The sequence below is a fragment of the Massilia frigida genome, from assembly GCF_011682175.1.
GTDB lineage: Bacteria > Pseudomonadota > Gammaproteobacteria > Burkholderiales > Burkholderiaceae_D > Telluria_A > Telluria_A frigida.
Genome location: NZ_WHJG01000035.1, coordinates 1 through 17,705, shown reverse-complemented (window position 1 = coordinate 17,705; position 17,705 = coordinate 1). Strand labels below are relative to the sequence as shown.

Genomic DNA, 17,705 nt, shown 5'->3' with positions numbered 1-17,705 from the left:
GGCAGGCCCCCTGCCCGGGCGGCTAGAGCGCGCCGCCCGGCGCCGGCCGGAAGTCGTCGATGACGATGCCGTGCCGGTGCAGCTTGTCGTACAAGGTCTTCTTGCCGATCCCGAGCGCCTCGCAGATCGCTTGCGGACGTCCACCGTGCTGTTTGAGCGCCTGCTCCACCAGCGTCTTTTCGACCATGTCCATCTGCTGCGCCAGCGTCGTCGGGGCCGCAGCCGCAGCGGCGGCGTCCAGGTGCATCCCCGGCAGTCCCAGCACGAAACGGTCGGCCGCGTTGCGCAGTTCGCGCACGTTGCCGGGCCAGTCGCCAGCCATCAGCCTGAGCATGTCGTGTGCGGCCAGGGCCGGGGCATCGCGCCCGTAGCGCAGCGCCGCCTGCAGCGAAAAATGTTCGAACAGGATAGGAATGTCTTCGCGCCGTTCGCGCAGCGGCGGCAGTTCGAGCACGGCGACGTTGAGCCGGTAATACAGGTCGCTGCGAAACTTTTGCTGCGCGCTCAGTTCCTTCAGGTCGCTCTTGGTGGCGGCCACGATCCTGAAGTCGACCGGCACGCCCTGGTTCGAGCCGAGCCGCTCGATCTTGCGTTCCTGGAGCGCGCGCAGCAGCTTGACCTGGAGCGCCATCGGCATGCTTTCAATTTCATCGAGCAGCAGGGTGCCGCCGTCGGCATGCTCGATCTTGCCCACGCGGCGCTTGCTGGCGCTGGTGAACGCGCCCGCTTCATGCCCGAAGATCTCGCTCTCGAACAGGCTTTCGGGCAGGCCGCCGCAATTGATCGCGACGAAGTTGGCCTTGCTGCGTTTGCTGTGCTCGTGCAGGCAACGCGCCACCACTTCCTTGCCGGTGCCGGTTTCGCCGAACACCAGCACGTCGGCCGGCGTATCGGCCAGGTTCAGTATCTGGCGCCGCAGTTCGCGGATCGCCGGCGAGTTGCCGAGCAAGGTCGCCTCGATCCCGCGCCGGTCCTGCAGCTGGCGCTGCAGCGAGTCCACTTCAAGGCGCAGCGCGCGTTTTTCCATGGCGCGCGACACCACCTCGACCAGGCGCTCCATCGCGAACGGCTTCTCGATGAAATCGTAGGCGCCGCAGCGCATTGCCTCGACCGCCATCGAGACGTCGCCATGGCCGGTCACCATGATGACCGGGATGCTGGCGTCGAAGGCGCACACCCGGCGCAGCAGTTCGAAGCCGTCGATGCCAGGCAGGCGCACGTCGCTGATGACGATGCCGGCAAAGCTGCTGCGCAGTTGCCCGAGCGCGTCCTCGGCCGACTCGAACGGCGCCACGTCGAACCCGGCCAGCTCCAGCGTTTCGGTGACGCTGCTGCGCACGGCCAGGTCGTCTTCGACGAACACGATGGTGAAACCTTCATACATGACTTGTTTCCTCTACTAGTGGCAGGTCCAGTTCGAAGACGGCACCGCCTTGACAATTCGACGCGCGCAAGGTGCCGCCGAACTCGCGCACGATGTCGGCCGAAATGGCCAGGCCGAGTCCCAGACCCTGGCCCGGCAGCTTGGTGCTGAAAAACGGCTCGAACAGGCGCGCCATCACCGCTTCCGGAATGCCGGCGCCGCTGTCGCTGACCTGGATGTGGGCGCGTCCGTCATCGCTCCACAGGCGGATGGCCAGGTGCTTGAGCGGCGCGTCCAGCATGGCGTCGAGCGCATTGGCGCACAGGTTGATCAGCACTTGTTCGAGCCGGTTGGCGTCGCACAGGGCGCGCACCGAGGGCGCCAGGTCCAGCTGCACGCAGGCGTGTTCGGTGCGGATCCGGTTCTCCAGCAGCTGCAAGGTATTGTCGACCGCCTTGGACAGGGTGAGCGGGGCCATGGCCAGGGGCGTCTTGCGCGAGAAGGATTTGAGCTGCTCGGTCAGGCGGCCCATGCGTTCAGTCAGGTCGCTGACCGAGCGCAGGTTTTTTTCCACGCGCGCCAGGTCGCCGCGCTTGAGCAGCAGCTGGGCATTGAAGGAAAGCGAGCGCAGCGCGGTGAGCGGCTGGCTGATTTCGTGCGTGATACCGGCCGACATCTGGCCGAGCAGAGCGAGTTTGCTGGCGTGTAGCAGGTCGTCCTGGGAAGCGCGCAGCACCTGTTCGGCGTGTTCGCGTTCGCCGATTTCGTGCAGCAGTGCGCCGTTCATCGCATGCAATTCGGCGGTGCGGTCGGCCACCCGCCGTTCCAGTTCGTCGTGCGCGCGCTGCAGCGCTTCGCGCGCGTGCAGGCGGCTCGCGATCGCGCGCCGGCGCATCGCCACGAACAGCGCGAGCAAACCGAGGAAGCCGGCCAGCAGGCCAGCGACCACGGCGTTTTGCCCGGCCTGCAGCTTGACCGGCGCGGCATTGGTGAGCGTGAGCAGGCGCCAGCCCTGGCGCGCCATCGGCCGGCTCTGGCTTGCGTAGCGGGTCGATGGCGCGCCCGGGTTCAGCGCGCGCCAGGCGACGACCGGCTTGCCCTGGTCGATGGCCTGCAGGTCGGCCTTGCGGTTGCGCCACTGGGGCGCGGACGAGAGCACGATCACGCCGTCGGCGTCGAGCACCATGAAAAAATCGTTGTGCGACTGCGCGGCCGACGCGACCCAGGTCGATTCGATCGGGTCGAGGCTGATCTTGACCACCACCACGCCGAGCACCAGGCCGCCTTGCAGCACTTGCTGGGCGAAATAATACTCGGGCGAGTTGCGCGCCGCCGCGCGCGAAAAATAGCGCGCAGTCCCGCCCTGCATGGCGCCGGAAAAATACGGCAGGGCTGCCACATCCATGCCGACACTGGTCTCCGGCTGGTACCAGTTGCTGGCCGCCCGCACCAGGCCCGCCGTGTCGAGCACGAAGATGGCGAGCGAGCCGGCGCGCGCGTTCAGGCTGGTCAGGCGCTTGTTGGCGCGCTCGCCCAGGCCGGCGCCGCCCGGGTTGCGCAGCAGGGCATGCACGTCATGATCGAGGGCGACGATGCCGGGCAGGTATTCATGCCGGCCCAGTTCGCTTTCGAGGGCCGCCGCGTACAGGTCGAGCTGCTGCGCCTGGACTTCGCCCAGCTGCGCATAGCCGCGCCGTTCGCTCCACGCATACACGAAGACGACGGCGGCGCACAGGCCGATGATCGCGGCCCATGCCGCGAACGTGCCGGCGGAGCGGGGAACGGCAAATTGTCGGAACGCCTGCAATGCTCACCTCGGCGCGTGTGGTTAGGGTTGGCGCGGTCCGGCAAGAGGAGGCGACTGCGGTCTATCTTACCCCAGAAAATTCTGCCGGATATTAGTTTCGGCAATATCCCACAGCTCAGGTTTCCAAATCCACACGCCGCAAAACGGGTTTGTGTGGAATACCGCACGCGCGCTGCTGATCGGCGTTTCTTGATAATTGAAAATATCCATTCCAATCAAGGCGGTGCGGCGCTTCTCGCAATATTTACATTGCTGGCATGCAAACTGCTATGGATAGGAGGCAGGGATGGAAACACATGCCGACTAATCGGCAGTGCAATGGGTGACGGTCAATCGCGCCGGCCCATTAAAAATAAATATAAGCGGGAGACAACAGTGGACATGAAATGGGTCGAAGACTTTCTTTGCCTGGCCGATACGCGCAGCTTTTCGCGTTCCGCCAGCGAGCGGCACTCCAGCCAGCCGGCGTTCAGCCGGCGCATCCGCTCGCTTGAAACCTGGCTCGGCGCCACGCTGGTGGACCGCAGCTGCAATCCTCCCTCGCTAACGCCGGCAGGCCACGTATTCCGCGGCCATGCACTCGGCATTATGCAACAGGTCCACAAGGCCAAGCATATCCTGCGGCACGCTCCGGATTATCCCGGCGGCGCCATTTAGCTTACTCCCCAACGCGTCAATTCAGCTGTTCCATGCACGGCGTGGAATGGACGGGTATTGCCGATCAAATATAAAAACGATAAACAATAGAGGAAACAAATGAATAAGATCATTATCGCCATCATGGCATCGAGCCTGGTTCCGGCGGCCGCCATGGCGCAGTCGGCGGTGACCGTGTATGGCGTGGCCGACGTCGGCTTTGTGCGCGAAACGGGCGGCGCCGAGGGCAGTGTCAACACCCTGGGCAGCGGTGTCGCCTCCGGTTCGCGGCTGGGCTTCAAAGGCACGGAAGACTTGGGCGGCGGCGTCAAGGCCTACTTCGTCCTGGAAAACGGCATGAAGATCGATACCGGCAGCGCGGCCCAGGGCGGCCTGCTGTTCGGACGCCAGGCCTACCTGGGCCTGTCCGGCACGCCCGGTTCGGTCAGCTTCGGGCGCCAGTATTCGCCGTACTACCGCGCCATGCGCGACGTCGTCGATCCGTTCTGCGACGGTTTGGCCGGCCAGGCGGGCAACATCACGGCCTCCAACGCCCGCCTCGACAACATGGTCGGCTACACGTCGCCGACATTATCTGGCTTTGCGGCGGAGCTGGCGGTGGGCATGGGTGAAGTGCCGGACAATTCAGCCGCCAAGCGCGCCTACAGCACGGTGCTGTCGTATACGGCCAAGGCCCTGGCCGTCAGGCTGGGCTGGCATCAGCAGCAAAATGCGCTGGCCACCGACAGCAGCGCCAATACCCTGCTCGGCGCCAGGTACGACTGGGGCGTGCTCGAGGGGCATCTGGGCTACGCGCGCAACAAGGGCCTGCTCGGTGCGCGCAGCCAGGACGCGATCGTCGGCGTGAACGTGCCTTTCGGCCCGCACAAGGTGACCACCTCGTATGTCCGGCATGACGACACCACGCACGCCAACCGCGACGCTTCCCAATGGGGGCTCGGCTACACCTATGCCCTGTCCAAACGCACTGACGTGTATGCGGCGTATGCGCGCATCAGCAACCGCAATGGCGCCACCTTCAAGGTCGGCAACGCCACCACGGATGGCACCGGCAACACCGGTGCCAACCTTGGCATCCGCCACGCCTTCTGATCCGGCCGAGTTCCTCCCCGGCCGCCCGGCGGCCGGTTTATCGCTTCGTGCTTTTCTCACCTCCTTTGGAATTATCTGACATGAATCATGCAAAATATCTCGTTGTACTGCTCAGTGCAACCCTGTTCGGCAGCGCCGCGCAGGCGCAGGAACCGACCGGCACGCTGGCCAAGATCAAGAAAACCGGCGTCATCACCTTGGGCGTGCGCGACGGCTCCATTCCCTTTTCCTACCTGGACGACAAGCAGCAGTACCAGGGCTATTCGATCGACCTGTGCATGAAGGTGGTCGCCGCCCTGCAAAAGCAGCCGGGCCTGGGCTCCCTGAAGGTGGCGATGAATCCGGTGACCTCGGCCAACCGCATCCCGCTGATGGCCAACGGAACGATCGACCTCGAATGCGGCTCGACCACCAACAACCTGGAGCGCCAGCAGCAGGTCGCCTTCGCCCCCACCATGTTCGTGGTCGCCAACCGCCTGCTGGCCAAAAAGACGTCGAACATCCTGACGCTGGCCGACATGAAGGGCAAGACCTTGGTGGCCACTGCCGGCACCTCGACCCTCAAGCAGATGACGATCCTCAACCGCGAGCAAAACCTGGGCATGAACATCGTGGTCGGCAAGGACCATCCCGAATCGTTCCTGATGGTCGAGACCGGGCGCGCCGCGGCCGAGGCCAACGACGACATCCTGCTGGCGTCGCAACGCGCCAACGCCAAGCGGCCGGACGACTACCAGATCACGGCCGACGCGCTGTCGGTCGAGCCGTACGGGATCATGCTGCGCAAGGACGACCCGGCCTTCAAGAAGGCGGTCGACGACGCCCTCATCGCCTATTACAAGTCGGGCGACGACGTGTATCGCCTGTACCACAAGTGGTTCCTGTCGCCGATTCCGCCCAAGGGCATCAACCTGCACTTCCCGATGCCGCCCGAGCTGATCAACGTGCTCGCCAGGCCGACCGATTCGCCCGACCCGGCCGCGTATGCGGTGGTGCCGGACGCGCAAAAAGCAGCCTCCAAAAAGCGTTAATTTTTCTGTAGCCCAGCCTGGAACAATACTATGAACTATCACTGGAACTGGCGCATCTTCTGGGAGATTGCGCCCGATGGTGCCGGCACCTATCTCGACACCTTATTCTCAGGCTTGATGTGGACCCTGGCCACCGCGCTGACGGCCTGGATCATGGCGCTGGCGTTCGGCCTGGTGGTCGGCACCGTGCGCACCCTGCCGAACAAATGGCTGGTACGCCTGGCCAACGGCTATGTCGAACTGTTTCGCAACGTGCCGCTGCTGGTGCAGATGTTCCTGTGGTATTTCGTCGCTCCCGACGTGCTGCCGCAAGCCGCCGGCGACTGGATCAAGGCCCTGCCCAACGCGCCGTTCGTCACGGCGGTGCTGTGCCTGGGCTTGTTTACCTCGGCGCGGGTGGCGGTCCAGGTCTCGACCGGCATCGCCGCTTTGCCGAGCGGGCAAAAAATGGCCGGCACCGCGCTCGGCCTGACGCTGGCGCAGACCTACCGCTACGTGCTGCTGCCGATGGCGGCGCGGGTGATCCTGCCGCCGCTGACCAGCGAGTTCCTCAACATCATCAAGAACAGTTCGGTGGCCTTGACCATCGGCCTGATGGAACTGACTGCCAGCGCGCGCGCAATCCAGGAGTTTTCGTTCCAGGTATTCGAGGCCTTCAGCGCCGCGACCCTGGTCTACGTGCTGGTCAACGCCGTGGTCGTATTCATCATGCACCGGATCGAGAAAAAAGTCGCAATTCCCGGCTTGATCGTCGCCGGCGGCGCGGCGGGGGGACACTGAGATGGCGCTCGACTTCGATTTCGACGTGATCGCACGCTCGTGGGTCTATCTGTTCCAGACCGGGATGGTTTTCACGGTCAAGCTGACCGCGCTGGCCATGACCGGCGGGATCGTGCTGGGGACGCTGCTGGCGCTGATGCGCCTGTCCAGCATCCGCGCGGTGTCGCTGCTGGCGTCCGGCTACGTCAACCTGGTGCGCTCGATCCCCCTGGTGCTGGTGATCTTCTGGTTCTACTTCCTGGTGCCGTATATCGCCGCCTGGATCATCGGCGCCAAGGAGCCGGTCCAGGTGGGCGCTTTCACGTCGGCGCTGATCACTTTCATCATGTTCGAGGCGGCCTACTACTGCGAGATCATGCGCGGCGGGATCGGCTCGATCGCGCGCGGCCAGGTCTGGGCGGGGCGGGCGCTGGGCATGACCTACGGGCAGACCATGCGCCACGTGGTGCTGCCGCAGGCGTTTCGCAACATGATTCCCCTGCTGCTGACGCAGACCATCGTCCTGTTCCAGGACGTGTCGCTGGTGTACGTGCTGTCGATTCCCGATTTTGTCGGCGCCGCCAGCAAGGTCGCCCAGCGCGACGGCCGCCTGGTCGAAATGTACAGCTTCGTGGCGCTGGTGTATCTGGTGCTGGGCCTGGGGCTGTCGTCCCTGGTGCGCCGCCTGCAGCAGCGCGTGGCGATCATCCGCTAGCGCTTTCCAATTGGAGAAGAAAAATGATAGAACTTAACAATATCAGCAAATGGTACGGCAAGTTCCAGGTGCTCACCGAGTGCACCACGCAGGTGGGCAAAGGCGATGTGATGGTCATCTGCGGCCCGTCGGGTTCGGGCAAGTCGACCCTGATCAAGACTGTCAACGGCCTTGAGCCGTTCCAGCAAGGGAGCATCAGCGTGGACGGCGTGGCCGTGGGCGACCCGAAAACCAATTTGTCCAAGCTGCGCGCGCGGATCGGGATGGTGTTCCAGAATTTCGAGCTGTTCCCGCATTTGTCGATCCGGGAAAACCTGACCATCGGGCAGGTCAAGGTGCTCGGGCGCAGCGCCGACGAGGCCAACGCCAAGGGCTTGAAGTACCTGGACCGGGTCGGCCTGCTGGCGCAGCAGGATAAATTTCCGGGCCAGCTGTCGGGCGGCCAGCAGCAGCGCGTGGCCATTGCCAGGGCCTTGTCGATGGATCCGATCGCGATGCTGTTCGACGAGCCCACCTCCGCGCTCGACCCCGAAATGATCAACGAAGTGCTTGACGTGATGGTCGGCCTGGCGCAGGAGGGCATGACGATGATGGTGGTCACCCACGAAATGGGTTTCGCCAAGCGGGTGGCCAACCGCATCGTCTTCATGGACCAGGGCAAGATCATCGAGGACTGCACCAAGGACGAGTTCTTCGGCACCCAGCGCTCGGACCGCGCGCGCGATTTCCTGGCCAAGATCATCCACTAAAAGATACCACCTTCAAACTACAACAACGGAGCCGCCGCATGACACGCCAGCACGACATTCCCTCCTACCTCGTCCCCAAGGAAAACAACCCCTGGAGCGTTTACCTCGAACAGATCGACCGCGTCACGCCGCACCTGGGCGGACTGGCGCGCTGGGTCGAGACGCTCAAGCGGCCCAAGCGCATCCTGGTGGTCGACGTACCGATCGAGCGCGACGACGGCAGCATCGCCCACTTCGAGGGCTACCGGGTACAGCACAATATGTCGCGCGGCCCCGGCAAGGGCGGGGTGCGCTTCCACCAGGATGTGACGCTGTCGGAAGTGATGGCGCTGTCGGCATGGATGACGGTCAAGAACGCCGCCGTCAATGTGCCGTACGGCGGCGCCAAGGGCGGGATCCGGGTCGACCCGCGGACGCTGTCGCAGGGCGAGCTGCAGCGCATGACGCGCCGCTATACCAGCGAGATCGGGATCATCATCGGGCCGAACAAGGACATTCCCGCGCCGGACGTGAACACCAACGAGCAGACCATGGCGTGGATGATGGATACCTACTCGATGAACCAGGGCAGCACGGCCACCGGCGTGGTGACCGGCAAGCCGATTTCGCTGGGCGGCAGCCTGGGACGGCGCGACGCCACCGGGCGCGGGGTGTACGTGGCCGGCTGCGAGGCTGCCCTCAAGTGCGGCATGCAGATCGAGGGCGCACGGGTCGCGGTACAGGGCTTCGGCAATGTGGGCGGAATCGCCGCCCGCCTGTTTTCGGAGGCCGGCGCGCTGGTGGTGGCGGTGCAGGACCACGGCGGCACGATCGTGCATGAAGGCGGCCTGGACGTGGCAGCCTTGCTGGCGCACGTGGCGCAGACGGGCAGCGTGGTGGGCTTTGCCGGCGCCGAGGACAGCATTGCGCCGGAGCGCTTCTGGAACGTCGATTGCGACATCCTGATTCCGGCCGCGCTGGAGCAGCAGATCACCAGGGAGAATGCCGCCCAGATTCGCGCGCGCATCATCCTGGAGGGCGCCAACGGACCGACCACGCCGGAGGCCGACGATATCCTGCGCGAGAACGGCGTGCTGGTGGTGCCGGACGTGATCGCCAACGCGGGCGGTGTCACGGTCAGCTACTTTGAATGGGTGCAGGATTTTTCGAGCTTTTTCTGGAGCGAGGAAGACATCAACGCCCGCCTGACGCGCATCATGCGCGATGCGTTCGCAGCCATCTGGCAAGTGGCGCAGGACAAGGACGTGTCGCTGAGGACGGCCGCGTTCGTCGTGGCGTGCACGCGCGTGCTGCAGGCGCGCGAGGTGCGCGGCCTGTATCCGTGATGGACTGAGCGGGGTTTTGGCAAGCTCAGCTTGCCAAAACCGTGACGATCCAACACCTCACTAACGCGGGAAGTGCTCCAGGAGCACTTCCCTTTGTTTTAGAAGCTGACGCCGCCAGTGACGTAGAACTGACGCCCCAACGGACTTGCATAGCGCGCGTCGAATCCCGCTTGATTTCCGCCGCCCGCAGTACGAATACTGAGAGGTGGTTCTGCATCAAACACATTACGAATGCCCAGGGAAATGCCCAGGTTAGCGTATTGTTTCAGCACAATTCGCGTTTGCCAGTCAACGGTCGTAAACGCTTTAACGTCACGTTTAAGACCGGTGAACCCGACCGGCAAGGTGCCGTCATCGTTGACCAGCTTTAAGGTGTTGTCGTCTGCCGTCAACTCCTGGTCGTGATAACCGGAGCGGAAATTGACCGCCAAGGTGTTGGTGTAGGTATCATGACTGGCCCAGCTGGCCGACAGCCGCGAAACAATGCGCGCGGTGACGTTGTTGTATGCATCAAACCGGCCAACGCTGCTTTCCGTAGGAGATCCAGGCACGTCGACCTCGGATTTCAACATGTAGGTGCCGTTCCACTTGAAGTCGAACTTGCCCACGCCGGTTTTCATTGAATACGAGTTGTCCCAGTCGATCCCGCGGTATCGGGCTGCGGCCAGGTTAAAGGTCGGAAGCAGTGTGACCAGCTTGTTGGCGCCGATACCCTGATCATAGACAACGGAGAAATTATTGTTGAATTTGGCCGGATCTGCGAAGGGAAACTGTTCCGGAAGGGTAGTGAGCTGGTCCTTCATGTTCACCGACCACAAATCCAGACCTAGCGACAGGCTCTTGACCGGATCGAATCGAACACCAACTGCGTATTGCTTGGACGTCTCAGGCCGCAACCCACTTTCCCCGGAGAGGTTATTTCCGCCCGTGAGCAAGTACTGCTGCGTCGTTCCCGTACAGTACGCCGCGCGAGGATCCGGGGCTTTGACAGGGCAAGCATACGCCCCGGAAGTATTGCCGGACTGAACGGTCGGCGAAGCGATCGAATCCATATTCGCCACCTTGAAGCCCGTCCCATACGATCCCCTGAGCAGCAAATTCTCGACGGGAGTGAAGCGGAAAGCGAGCTTGTAGGTCGCCTTCTTGTTGGAATTACCCTGTTCCGCTGGAGGCAGCAGCTTGCCGTCCGATGGATCGAAGACCATGCTGTTTTTCACGGCCGAATACGCATCGTAGCGGGCCGCAGCCGTCACTTCCAAGGTCTTGAACAGCGGCGTCATCCACTCGGCGGAAGCGCCCCAGTTGTTGCGCTTGGCCGCGACAGGCAGGTGATCGGCCGAGTCACCCAAAGGGGTATCGGTAAAATTGGGCTGTTGCGCGTTCGCCCCCTGCGAGATTGGACTCGGCATGAAATCGTAACGTTGCTGCGAATAGTCACCACTGAGCGCCAACTGGGAAGTGCCACCAGGTGCGTCGAACAAGGCGTGGCTGAGCGTCCCGCTTATCCTGTCCAGTTTTACTTCGGTCTTGTTTTCGTTGGTATGCAGAATTGCCGGCGCCAGAACAGCAGACGAACTACCCGATGGACCGAATGGATTGAACTTACCGGAAGCGACAATGTCGTTATAGGCATTCTTGCTCAGGAAGCCGCCTACAAAATTTGATTCCTGACTATTCTCGGAGTGCGTAAACGATGCCGAGTAATCGAACCCATTCTTCATGCCTGAAGCGCCCAAGGCGAGATGCTTTGCTTCTGTAATATAGTCCCTGGCCCTGCCTCCGGCGTCCGTGAACCGGATATTCATCGAAGCGGATGCCACGTCGCCTGGCGACACGCCAATCTTACCAAGATACGGCGCCACTTCATTGGCATACAGAGCCCCGCTCAACGGCAGAGTCAGGCGCTGAGCAGCGGGCGCATATTGCGCCGTCTGCTTGTATTTTGAGAGTACAAGCTCACCAAAAATATTCAGGTCAGGATTGAGCTTCATGTTGAAAGACGAGAAGATACTGTCCCGCTCAGACTTAGGAACCAGCTGCACAGTCCCCGCGTAGTCGAACCAACACGACTTGTCGTCTGCCGTGCCAACAAATGCGGTGTCAGGAGCGCAGGCGCCGGTTTTATAGTAGCTAGGCGAGAATATCTTCACCGTGTTGTCCTTGAGGCTCAACGTGGCCGACGCCGGTGCGGTATTGGCCGCGAGAAGGTAAGTGGAATAATTCTTTCCGTTTTCGGTAAAGCGCCGCAGTCCGGTTTTTGCGAAATCACGATCCTTCGCCTTGAGTTCGCGTTGAGCGTCATGCGCGTACGTCACCAGGAAGTTGTAGCCATCCTTGTCGAGGTCCCCGAACCCTTTGGATAGCGAGAAATTGGAGTTTCCTCCACCTTTTTTTCCTGGGCGATTCACGCCAGCATCAAAGCGAAAATCCTGCTGGTTTTTTTTGAGAATGAAATTGATGACGCCGGCAATGGCATCGGACCCGTATAAGGTTGAAGCACCGTCAGTCAGAATTTCCACGCGCTCGACCGCGCTCATCGGAATGCTGGCAAGGTTGACGGCGCTGCCCGATCCGTAGGACGCCATGCGGCGACCGTTCAGCAATACCAGCGTATAAGCGGCTCCGATACTGTGGATCGAGGCATTTTGAACGCCGCCGCCGCTGCCGTTCACGGACTCCGATGCAGTGGTAAAGCCTTGCATCGATGAGAGCGACTGAACGAGCTCTTCAACGCTTTTGGCGCCGGTTTTTTGGATATCCGCCGCGCTCAAAAATTGAACCGGCAGCGCCCCTTCCTTGGCGATGCGTTTGATCGCCGAGCCAGTGATTTCCACTCGCTGTATTCCCGCCTCCTGAGCGTTAGCGCTCAGGCAAAATGCAGTACTGCCGCCGATCAGACCTGTCATACATAGAAGTCGTATCGCTGCACAAATCGATTTCTCTTTCACGCGTGTCTCCCCAACATTTGGTTAGTTGATTTCTGTGTTTTTGTCCGGCTATGTCCATCGGTATTTGGTGAACGGCATGCCGGGCTTATAGGTCTATGCAACATGCATATTTCGATCTCAAGCCGTTGGTCCGCTTGTGCCAAGTAGCGTCGCGAATTGCGTGCTTTAAGCCGACTGGAACGCGCCATATCTGATGCATGCCGAAGCCATGGTTACGAAAATTGCTTCGGTGAATGTAGACTAACCAGTTTGACCATTTGTATCTATGCGTCTTTCGCCATGTGCAGGCGCATAACGTACATAACTTTCCGAACCAGGAAGTAAACGGTCTGTTTACCCACCTTCCATTGCTCATTTTCGGCATCCGGAAGCGGGGCTCCATCGACTCAGGAGTCACGGACATGCAAGAGCCAACGAAGCACGAACGCTGGCCAGCGCGTCTGCAGGCACAGGCCGAATCCGGACAAACGATGCGCGCCTGGTGCGCCTTCATCGGCGTCATGGAAGCGAGCGTTCACTACTGGCGCGAACGCCTTGCCACTACCGGCGCGCCCGCGTCGCCATTCATCGCGCTGCCTGATCCCACCCGGAGCGCCGCCATGCTGGAAGTGGAGACGCCAATACGCCTGGGCAGCCCGGCACACATGGAGTGGCTGGGCGCTGTCCCGGCGGTGCTGCGCTAATGTGGTGCACGCCGCAAGGCATGGTGTACCTGGCGACGGGCCACCACGACATGCGCAAGTCATCAACGGCCTGGCGCACGTGGCGCAGACGGGCAGCGTGGTGGGCTTTGCCGGCCGCGAGGACCGCATTGCGCCGGAGCGCTTCTGGAACGTCGATTGCGACATCCTGATTCCGGCCGCGCTGGAGCAGCAGATCACCAACGATAACGCCGGCCAGATTCGCGCGCGCATCATCCTGGAGGGCGCCAACGGACCGGCCACGCCGGAGGCCGGCGACATCCTGCGCGAGAACGGCGTACTGGTAGTGCCGGACGTGATCGCCAACGCGGGCGGTGTCACGGTCAGCTACGTTGAATGGGTGCAGGACTTCTCGAGCTTTTTCTGGAGCGAGGAAGACATCAACGCGCGCCTGACGCGCATCATGCGCGATGCGTTCGCAGCCATCTGGCAGGTGGCGCAGGACAAGGACGTGTCGCTGAGGACGGCCGCGTTCGTGGTGGCGTGCACGCGCGTGCTGCAGGCGCGAGGTGCGCGGCTTGTATCCGTGATGAACTGAGCGGGGGCAGGCTACGTCGGCGGCGCCATGCATCTCGCATGCCGTGGCGCACGGGTGGTTCGTGGATGGGTTTCTCCGCAAAATGCAATCTGTCCCGGACGCTATTGCGTTATCCCGGACTCTAAGTTCCCGCCCAAGACCAAGGTGCGGTTGCCAAGTGGTTATGCAACGAAATAACCGGACCGTTGTAAATACGTGTCAAAAACATATTCCTCCGGCGCACGCTGATTTTTGGCGTATATTAATCAGTCTACATGCTAGAAGTATAATTGCCGGCGCGTGGCTCGCTCACTGCACCGCCGGCATTTTTTTGCGATTACTGCCCAACTTTTGCGGGGCCTTATGACTCAAGAAAATGCCAGCGCGCGTCCATTGCGACTAATCGAAGTCCTGGAAGCCGAGTTTGAGTTTCTCCATCATCCACTACCGGCCGCAGCACAGCGGAACGGTGCATTCGACGCTGGCACCTTATCGGCGCAAGACCGAGGTAGTTGCAGCGATGAGGAGTGCAATGATCGGCGGCGCGAAATCTATTTGCGTCGATGCATCCACGATCTGCCAGTCCATGATAAGCGTTCGGCGTTATGCCTGTCCGGTGGGGGCGTACGAAGTGCAACGTTTGGGCTTGGCGTCATCCAGGCGCTGGCGAAGCAGGGGTGGCTGCAGCAATTTCACTACATGTCATCGGTTTCCGGCGGCGGATATATTGCTAGCTGGCTTTCAAGTTGGATCGAGCGCAGTGGCGGGGATACTGCCGCTGTGATTAACAGGATTGCAGCGGATCCTCTCCCGCCTGCAAGGACAGCTGCGCCGGAGCCAGCGCAGATCAAGCGGCTACGGGCGTACAGCAACTACCTGAGTCCGGTACATGGATTGTCGATGGATTTGGTGACCTTGGTGGCGACGTTCGTGCGCAACCTGGCTTTACACTGGATGGTGCTGCTTCCTTTGCTGGCGGCGCTGATCATGCTGCCCCGCGCGCATTTGGCAATGCTCCTCCACTTCATGAGAAACCCGAACAACTGGTCGTTCTGGATATTGCTCACCCTAAGCTTCAGCATCGGCATTTTTGGGTTCTTGAACATACTCAGGAATCTCCCAGGCTATTCCACAACTCCCCCGAACAAAAATAGCTTTATCGGCCACTGCTACCTGCCGATTTTGATCGCAAACGTGCTACTCAGCTGGATCGTTCCTGCTCTCAGCCAGCATCGTGGCATGCCATATCTTCCTCGCGCCATTTTCTTTCCCTTTTGTGGTGCGGTCTTATTATTTGCTTGCAAAGCGACCGCTGTTCTTCTGCAGCCAAGCAACCCGCATAGTCGGGACAATCGCTGGGCCGGCATGATTCCGCTCACCATCGCCGGGGCCCTGTCAGGTACGCTCCTGCTCACAATCGCACAATTCGTTGGCGGCCTGGCCTTTCGCGGCGGGGCCGTCGATGCAGGATTCGATTTCTCCGGCAAGTATGCGATCGTTGGCGTTCCGGCGCTGCTGGCCGCGCTCTGGATCTGCATGACACTTCATGTGGGCCTGTCGCATCCCACCCATACGCGCGAAGATGAAAGAGAATGGTGGGCGCGCGCCAGTGCTTACATCTTCTGGACGATAGTTGCATGGCTTATCGTTACCTCTGTGGTTATCCTCGGACCGTGGCTGGTTCTGGAATGCAAATGGGGGAAAGAGGCAGCCGGGTCAGCAGGACTGCTCGGCTTGGCGACAGGCGCATATGGATATTGGAGCAAGCATGGTTCCGCAGTACAGCGTAAGCTGAAAAGTGCGGTGTCAACATTGGGCGACCGGGTTTTCGAAATCTCTGCCGCCGTTTTTATCGTTACGATCGTTATAGCGATCAGTTTTGTGCTCGCGGTAGCGTGTGGCGTGGACTCGTCCGGCCAGACGCACGCAGAAAAATACGCTAACCTTACGAGGTCAGCCCCGATCGGCAGTGTGGCCGCCATTTTCATTTGTCTGCTGGCGCTGATGTTCGCTTCATCATATTTTGTTGGTGCAAACACTTTTTCCCTGCACAACATGTACGGAAACCGCCTCGTCAGGGCGTATTTGGGAGCATCCAACAGCCGGCGGGACCCGAACCCATTCACCGGCTTTGACCCGAACGACAACCGCAATATGCGCGACTTATTCAACGCGATGAATGCCAGGCATCGATCAGACCGTAAGCTCTTTCACGTGGTGAACATTGCCCTCAATCTGGTCAAGCCATCGAGTAGCCGCCTGGAATGGCAGCAGCGCAAGGCCGCCGGTTACACGATTTCCCCCTTACATGCGGGCGCTGCCTGCACCGGGTTTCAGCCCTCCGGCACCTATACCGGACAAGATGGCATTTCTCTGGCGCGCGCCATGACGATCTCTGGCGCGGCGGCAACGCCGAACATGGGCTATCACACATCGGCACTGGTCGCCTTCGCCATGACTTTCTTTAATATTCGCCTCGGCTGGTGGCTTCCCAATCCGGGCAACGCCGGCAAAAAATGTTGGGATCGCAGCGAACCGAAGGGAGGCATGGCCTCGTTGGTAAAAGAATCGCTGGCAAGTACGACCGATGAAAATGCTTATGTCTATTTATCGGACGGCGGGCATTTTGAAAATTTGGGACTGTATGAAATGGTGCGACGCCGCTGTCACCATATCGTCTTGGTCGACGCTGGCTGCGATCCGAAGTATCAGTTTGAAGACCTGGAGAATGCCGTCCGGAAGATCCGTATCGACTTGGGCATCTCGATCGTCTTTCCTCATGGCTTGCCGACGCCAAAATGGTCGCGCGGCGATTTGAACAAGCATCAGCACTCTTCGGTGGCGACCATTCGTTATTCCGACATCGACGGCGACGATACCGATGGCGTCCTGATTTACATCAAACCCTTGCTGAGCGGCGATGAACCGCTCGACATCACCCGCTACGCGGCTCTGGCAAAAAAGAATCAGCGCAATCCCTTTCCGCACCATCCGACAGCCGATCAATTTTTTGACGAGGTGCGATTTGAAAGCTATCGGGAATTGGGCTACCACAGTGTTATGCGCGACAAGATTCTCGGTCGCGATGCTAGGGCAGGAGGCGCTTGGCCGGCGCCCGAGAGGGGCGCGGTCGACGCCAGCGAAGCTGAAGTGGCCGCATCGGAGATCAATAGCGAGGTCCCCGTCGCAGCAGGCGACAACAGTGGCGCCTTGCACATGTTGAGCGCCACCGGGTTGATGAGTTTGAGTTCAGTCGCTATTCCGGCAGTCGTGGCGCTCGGCCTCGCGGCAATTGTTGCCTTAGGTCAGGCGTTCCCCCCGGCCCCAGCGGCCCCAGGCTCTGACGGAGGAGCAGCGGGGCAGCACAACGTTCACGTGACTGTCGACCTCAACGCAGATGCCTTTCAAGCAGCGCTTACCGAGCGATTCACGCAACTCCTCTCCGCCACAGCGCAACTGGAAAGATCGGTCGGCGCCGTGAATGCCGACAGCGCGCGCACGGTCGCCGAGATGCATGCTTTACTGCGATCCGAAATCGAATTGATGAAGCTGGCGCGTGGCAAGGACTCAGCAGCCGCACCGATCGTCACCCTGGACGTCTTGCTTAAATTCAGAGAGGCCTTGAAAAAGGATCCGGTCGTCGTCTCCGATCCGCACTTGGGCTTGATCTTAAATAAGCTTGATGACACAAAGAAAATGCTCGAGTCAGCGGAAATCGGTAAAAGATTGGTCGGAATCGAGGAGGGTGTGAACCGTGCCCATCCGAGAACGAATGTGAGTGCCGGGGACGGAGGCAGGCAATGAGAAGGCTGCTGATCGTCGTCCTGGGAAGCGCGCTCGCCGCTTGTGCGCACCACATCACCAGCGTGCGATCTTCCTGGTACGTCATGGAAGAGTCGAACGCCTCGGTCACCTATGAGCCTCTTGCAAAACTAGCGGAACGGATGAAAATTGCTTGGCAGCGCAAGCGAAAAGGTGGGGGTGGGCGCCCATTTCTGGCATGATTTAGTTTCTAACGCTTAATCAAAACGCCCACACCAT

The 17,705-nt window shown here is 60.9% G+C and carries 14 protein-coding genes and 1 pseudogene; 11 read left to right on the top strand and 4 right to left on the bottom strand.

What is annotated here, in order from left to right; genetic code table 11:
- Positions 1–22 precede the first annotated feature (22 nt).
- The 3 genes from F2P44_RS25860 to F2P44_RS25850 all read right to left on the bottom strand — a co-directional run bounded on the left by F2P44_RS25860 (position 23) and on the right by F2P44_RS25850 (position 3,380).
- Positions 23–1,384 carry a sigma-54-dependent transcriptional regulator gene (locus F2P44_RS25860; RefSeq protein ID WP_167090815.1) on the bottom strand — a complete coding sequence of 454 codons (1,362 nt, stop codon included), beginning with the start codon at positions 1,382–1,384 and terminating at the stop codon, positions 23–25.
- On the bottom strand, positions 1,377–3,170 hold the full coding sequence (locus F2P44_RS25855; RefSeq protein ID WP_167090812.1) for a sensor histidine kinase: 1,794 nt from the start codon (positions 3,168–3,170) through the stop codon (positions 1,377–1,379). Before F2P44_RS25855 ends, F2P44_RS25860 begins: the two co-directional genes overlap by 8 nt.
- Before the next feature lie 66 nt (positions 3,171–3,236).
- Complete coding sequence (locus F2P44_RS25850; RefSeq protein WP_167090809.1) at positions 3,237–3,380, bottom strand: hypothetical protein; 144 nt, start codon at positions 3,378–3,380, stop codon at positions 3,237–3,239.
- A gap of 108 nt (positions 3,381–3,488) precedes the next feature.
- Between F2P44_RS25850 and F2P44_RS25845 the strand changes: the two genes are divergently transcribed.
- The 7 genes from F2P44_RS25845 (at position 3,489) to F2P44_RS25815 (ending at position 9,498) form a co-directional block, all read left to right on the top strand.
- The gene (locus tag F2P44_RS25845; protein ID WP_187363429.1) at positions 3,489–3,827 is read left to right on the top strand and encodes a LysR family transcriptional regulator; all 339 of its coding nucleotides are present in this window, start codon (positions 3,489–3,491) and stop codon (positions 3,825–3,827) included.
- A gap of 99 nt (positions 3,828–3,926) precedes the next feature.
- The gene (locus F2P44_RS25840) at positions 3,927–4,919 is read left to right on the top strand and encodes a porin (protein WP_167090806.1); all 993 of its coding nucleotides are present in this window, start codon (positions 3,927–3,929) and stop codon (positions 4,917–4,919) included.
- An 80-nt stretch (positions 4,920–4,999) separates the two neighbouring features.
- Positions 5,000–5,950, top strand: coding sequence for a transporter substrate-binding domain-containing protein (locus F2P44_RS25835; protein WP_167090803.1), 951 nt, complete (start codon positions 5,000–5,002; stop codon positions 5,948–5,950).
- A gap of 30 nt (positions 5,951–5,980) precedes the next feature.
- Positions 5,981–6,730 carry an amino acid ABC transporter permease gene (locus F2P44_RS25830; protein ID WP_167090800.1) on the top strand — a complete coding sequence of 250 codons (750 nt, stop codon included), beginning with the start codon at positions 5,981–5,983 and terminating at the stop codon, positions 6,728–6,730.
- A gap of 1 nt (position 6,731) precedes the next feature.
- Complete coding sequence (locus F2P44_RS25825; RefSeq protein ID WP_167090797.1) at positions 6,732–7,424, top strand: amino acid ABC transporter permease; 693 nt, start codon at positions 6,732–6,734, stop codon at positions 7,422–7,424.
- Positions 7,425–7,447: 23 nt separating this feature from the next.
- A complete protein-coding gene (locus F2P44_RS25820) occupies positions 7,448–8,173 on the top strand; it encodes an amino acid ABC transporter ATP-binding protein (RefSeq protein WP_167090794.1) in 726 nt (241 codons plus the stop codon).
- A 38-nt stretch (positions 8,174–8,211) separates the two neighbouring features.
- Positions 8,212–9,498: a Glu/Leu/Phe/Val family dehydrogenase gene (locus F2P44_RS25815; protein ID WP_167090791.1), complete on the top strand. Its 1,287-nt coding sequence runs from the start codon at positions 8,212–8,214 to the stop codon at positions 9,496–9,498.
- 98 nt (positions 9,499–9,596) lie between these two features.
- On the opposite strand, the gene F2P44_RS25810 is transcribed toward F2P44_RS25815, so the two are convergent.
- The gene (locus F2P44_RS25810; protein ID WP_167090788.1) at positions 9,597–12,404 is read right to left on the bottom strand and encodes a TonB-dependent receptor domain-containing protein; all 2,808 of its coding nucleotides are present in this window, start codon (positions 12,402–12,404) and stop codon (positions 9,597–9,599) included.
- 443 nt (positions 12,405–12,847) lie between these two features.
- Between F2P44_RS25810 and tnpA the strand changes: the two genes are divergently transcribed.
- The 4 genes and pseudogenes from tnpA to F2P44_RS25795 all read left to right on the top strand — a co-directional run bounded on the left by tnpA (position 12,848) and on the right by F2P44_RS25795 (position 17,668).
- Positions 12,848–13,129 carry an IS66 family insertion sequence element accessory protein TnpA gene (tnpA, locus tag F2P44_RS35820; RefSeq protein ID WP_229423759.1) on the top strand — a complete coding sequence of 94 codons (282 nt, stop codon included), beginning with the start codon at positions 12,848–12,850 and terminating at the stop codon, positions 13,127–13,129.
- Between the two features lie 73 nt (positions 13,130–13,202).
- Positions 13,203–13,677, top strand: a pseudogene (locus F2P44_RS25805) (Glu/Leu/Phe/Val family dehydrogenase); the annotation flags it as partial.
- Positions 13,678–14,027: 350 nt separating this feature from the next.
- Positions 14,028–17,468, top strand: coding sequence for a patatin-like phospholipase family protein (locus tag F2P44_RS25800; RefSeq protein WP_167090783.1), 3,441 nt, complete (start codon positions 14,028–14,030; stop codon positions 17,466–17,468).
- On the top strand, positions 17,465–17,668 hold the full coding sequence (locus tag F2P44_RS25795) for a hypothetical protein (RefSeq protein WP_167090780.1): 204 nt from the start codon (positions 17,465–17,467) through the stop codon (positions 17,666–17,668). Before F2P44_RS25800 ends, F2P44_RS25795 begins: the two co-directional genes overlap by 4 nt.
- The last annotated feature ends 37 nt before the right edge of the window (positions 17,669–17,705 follow it).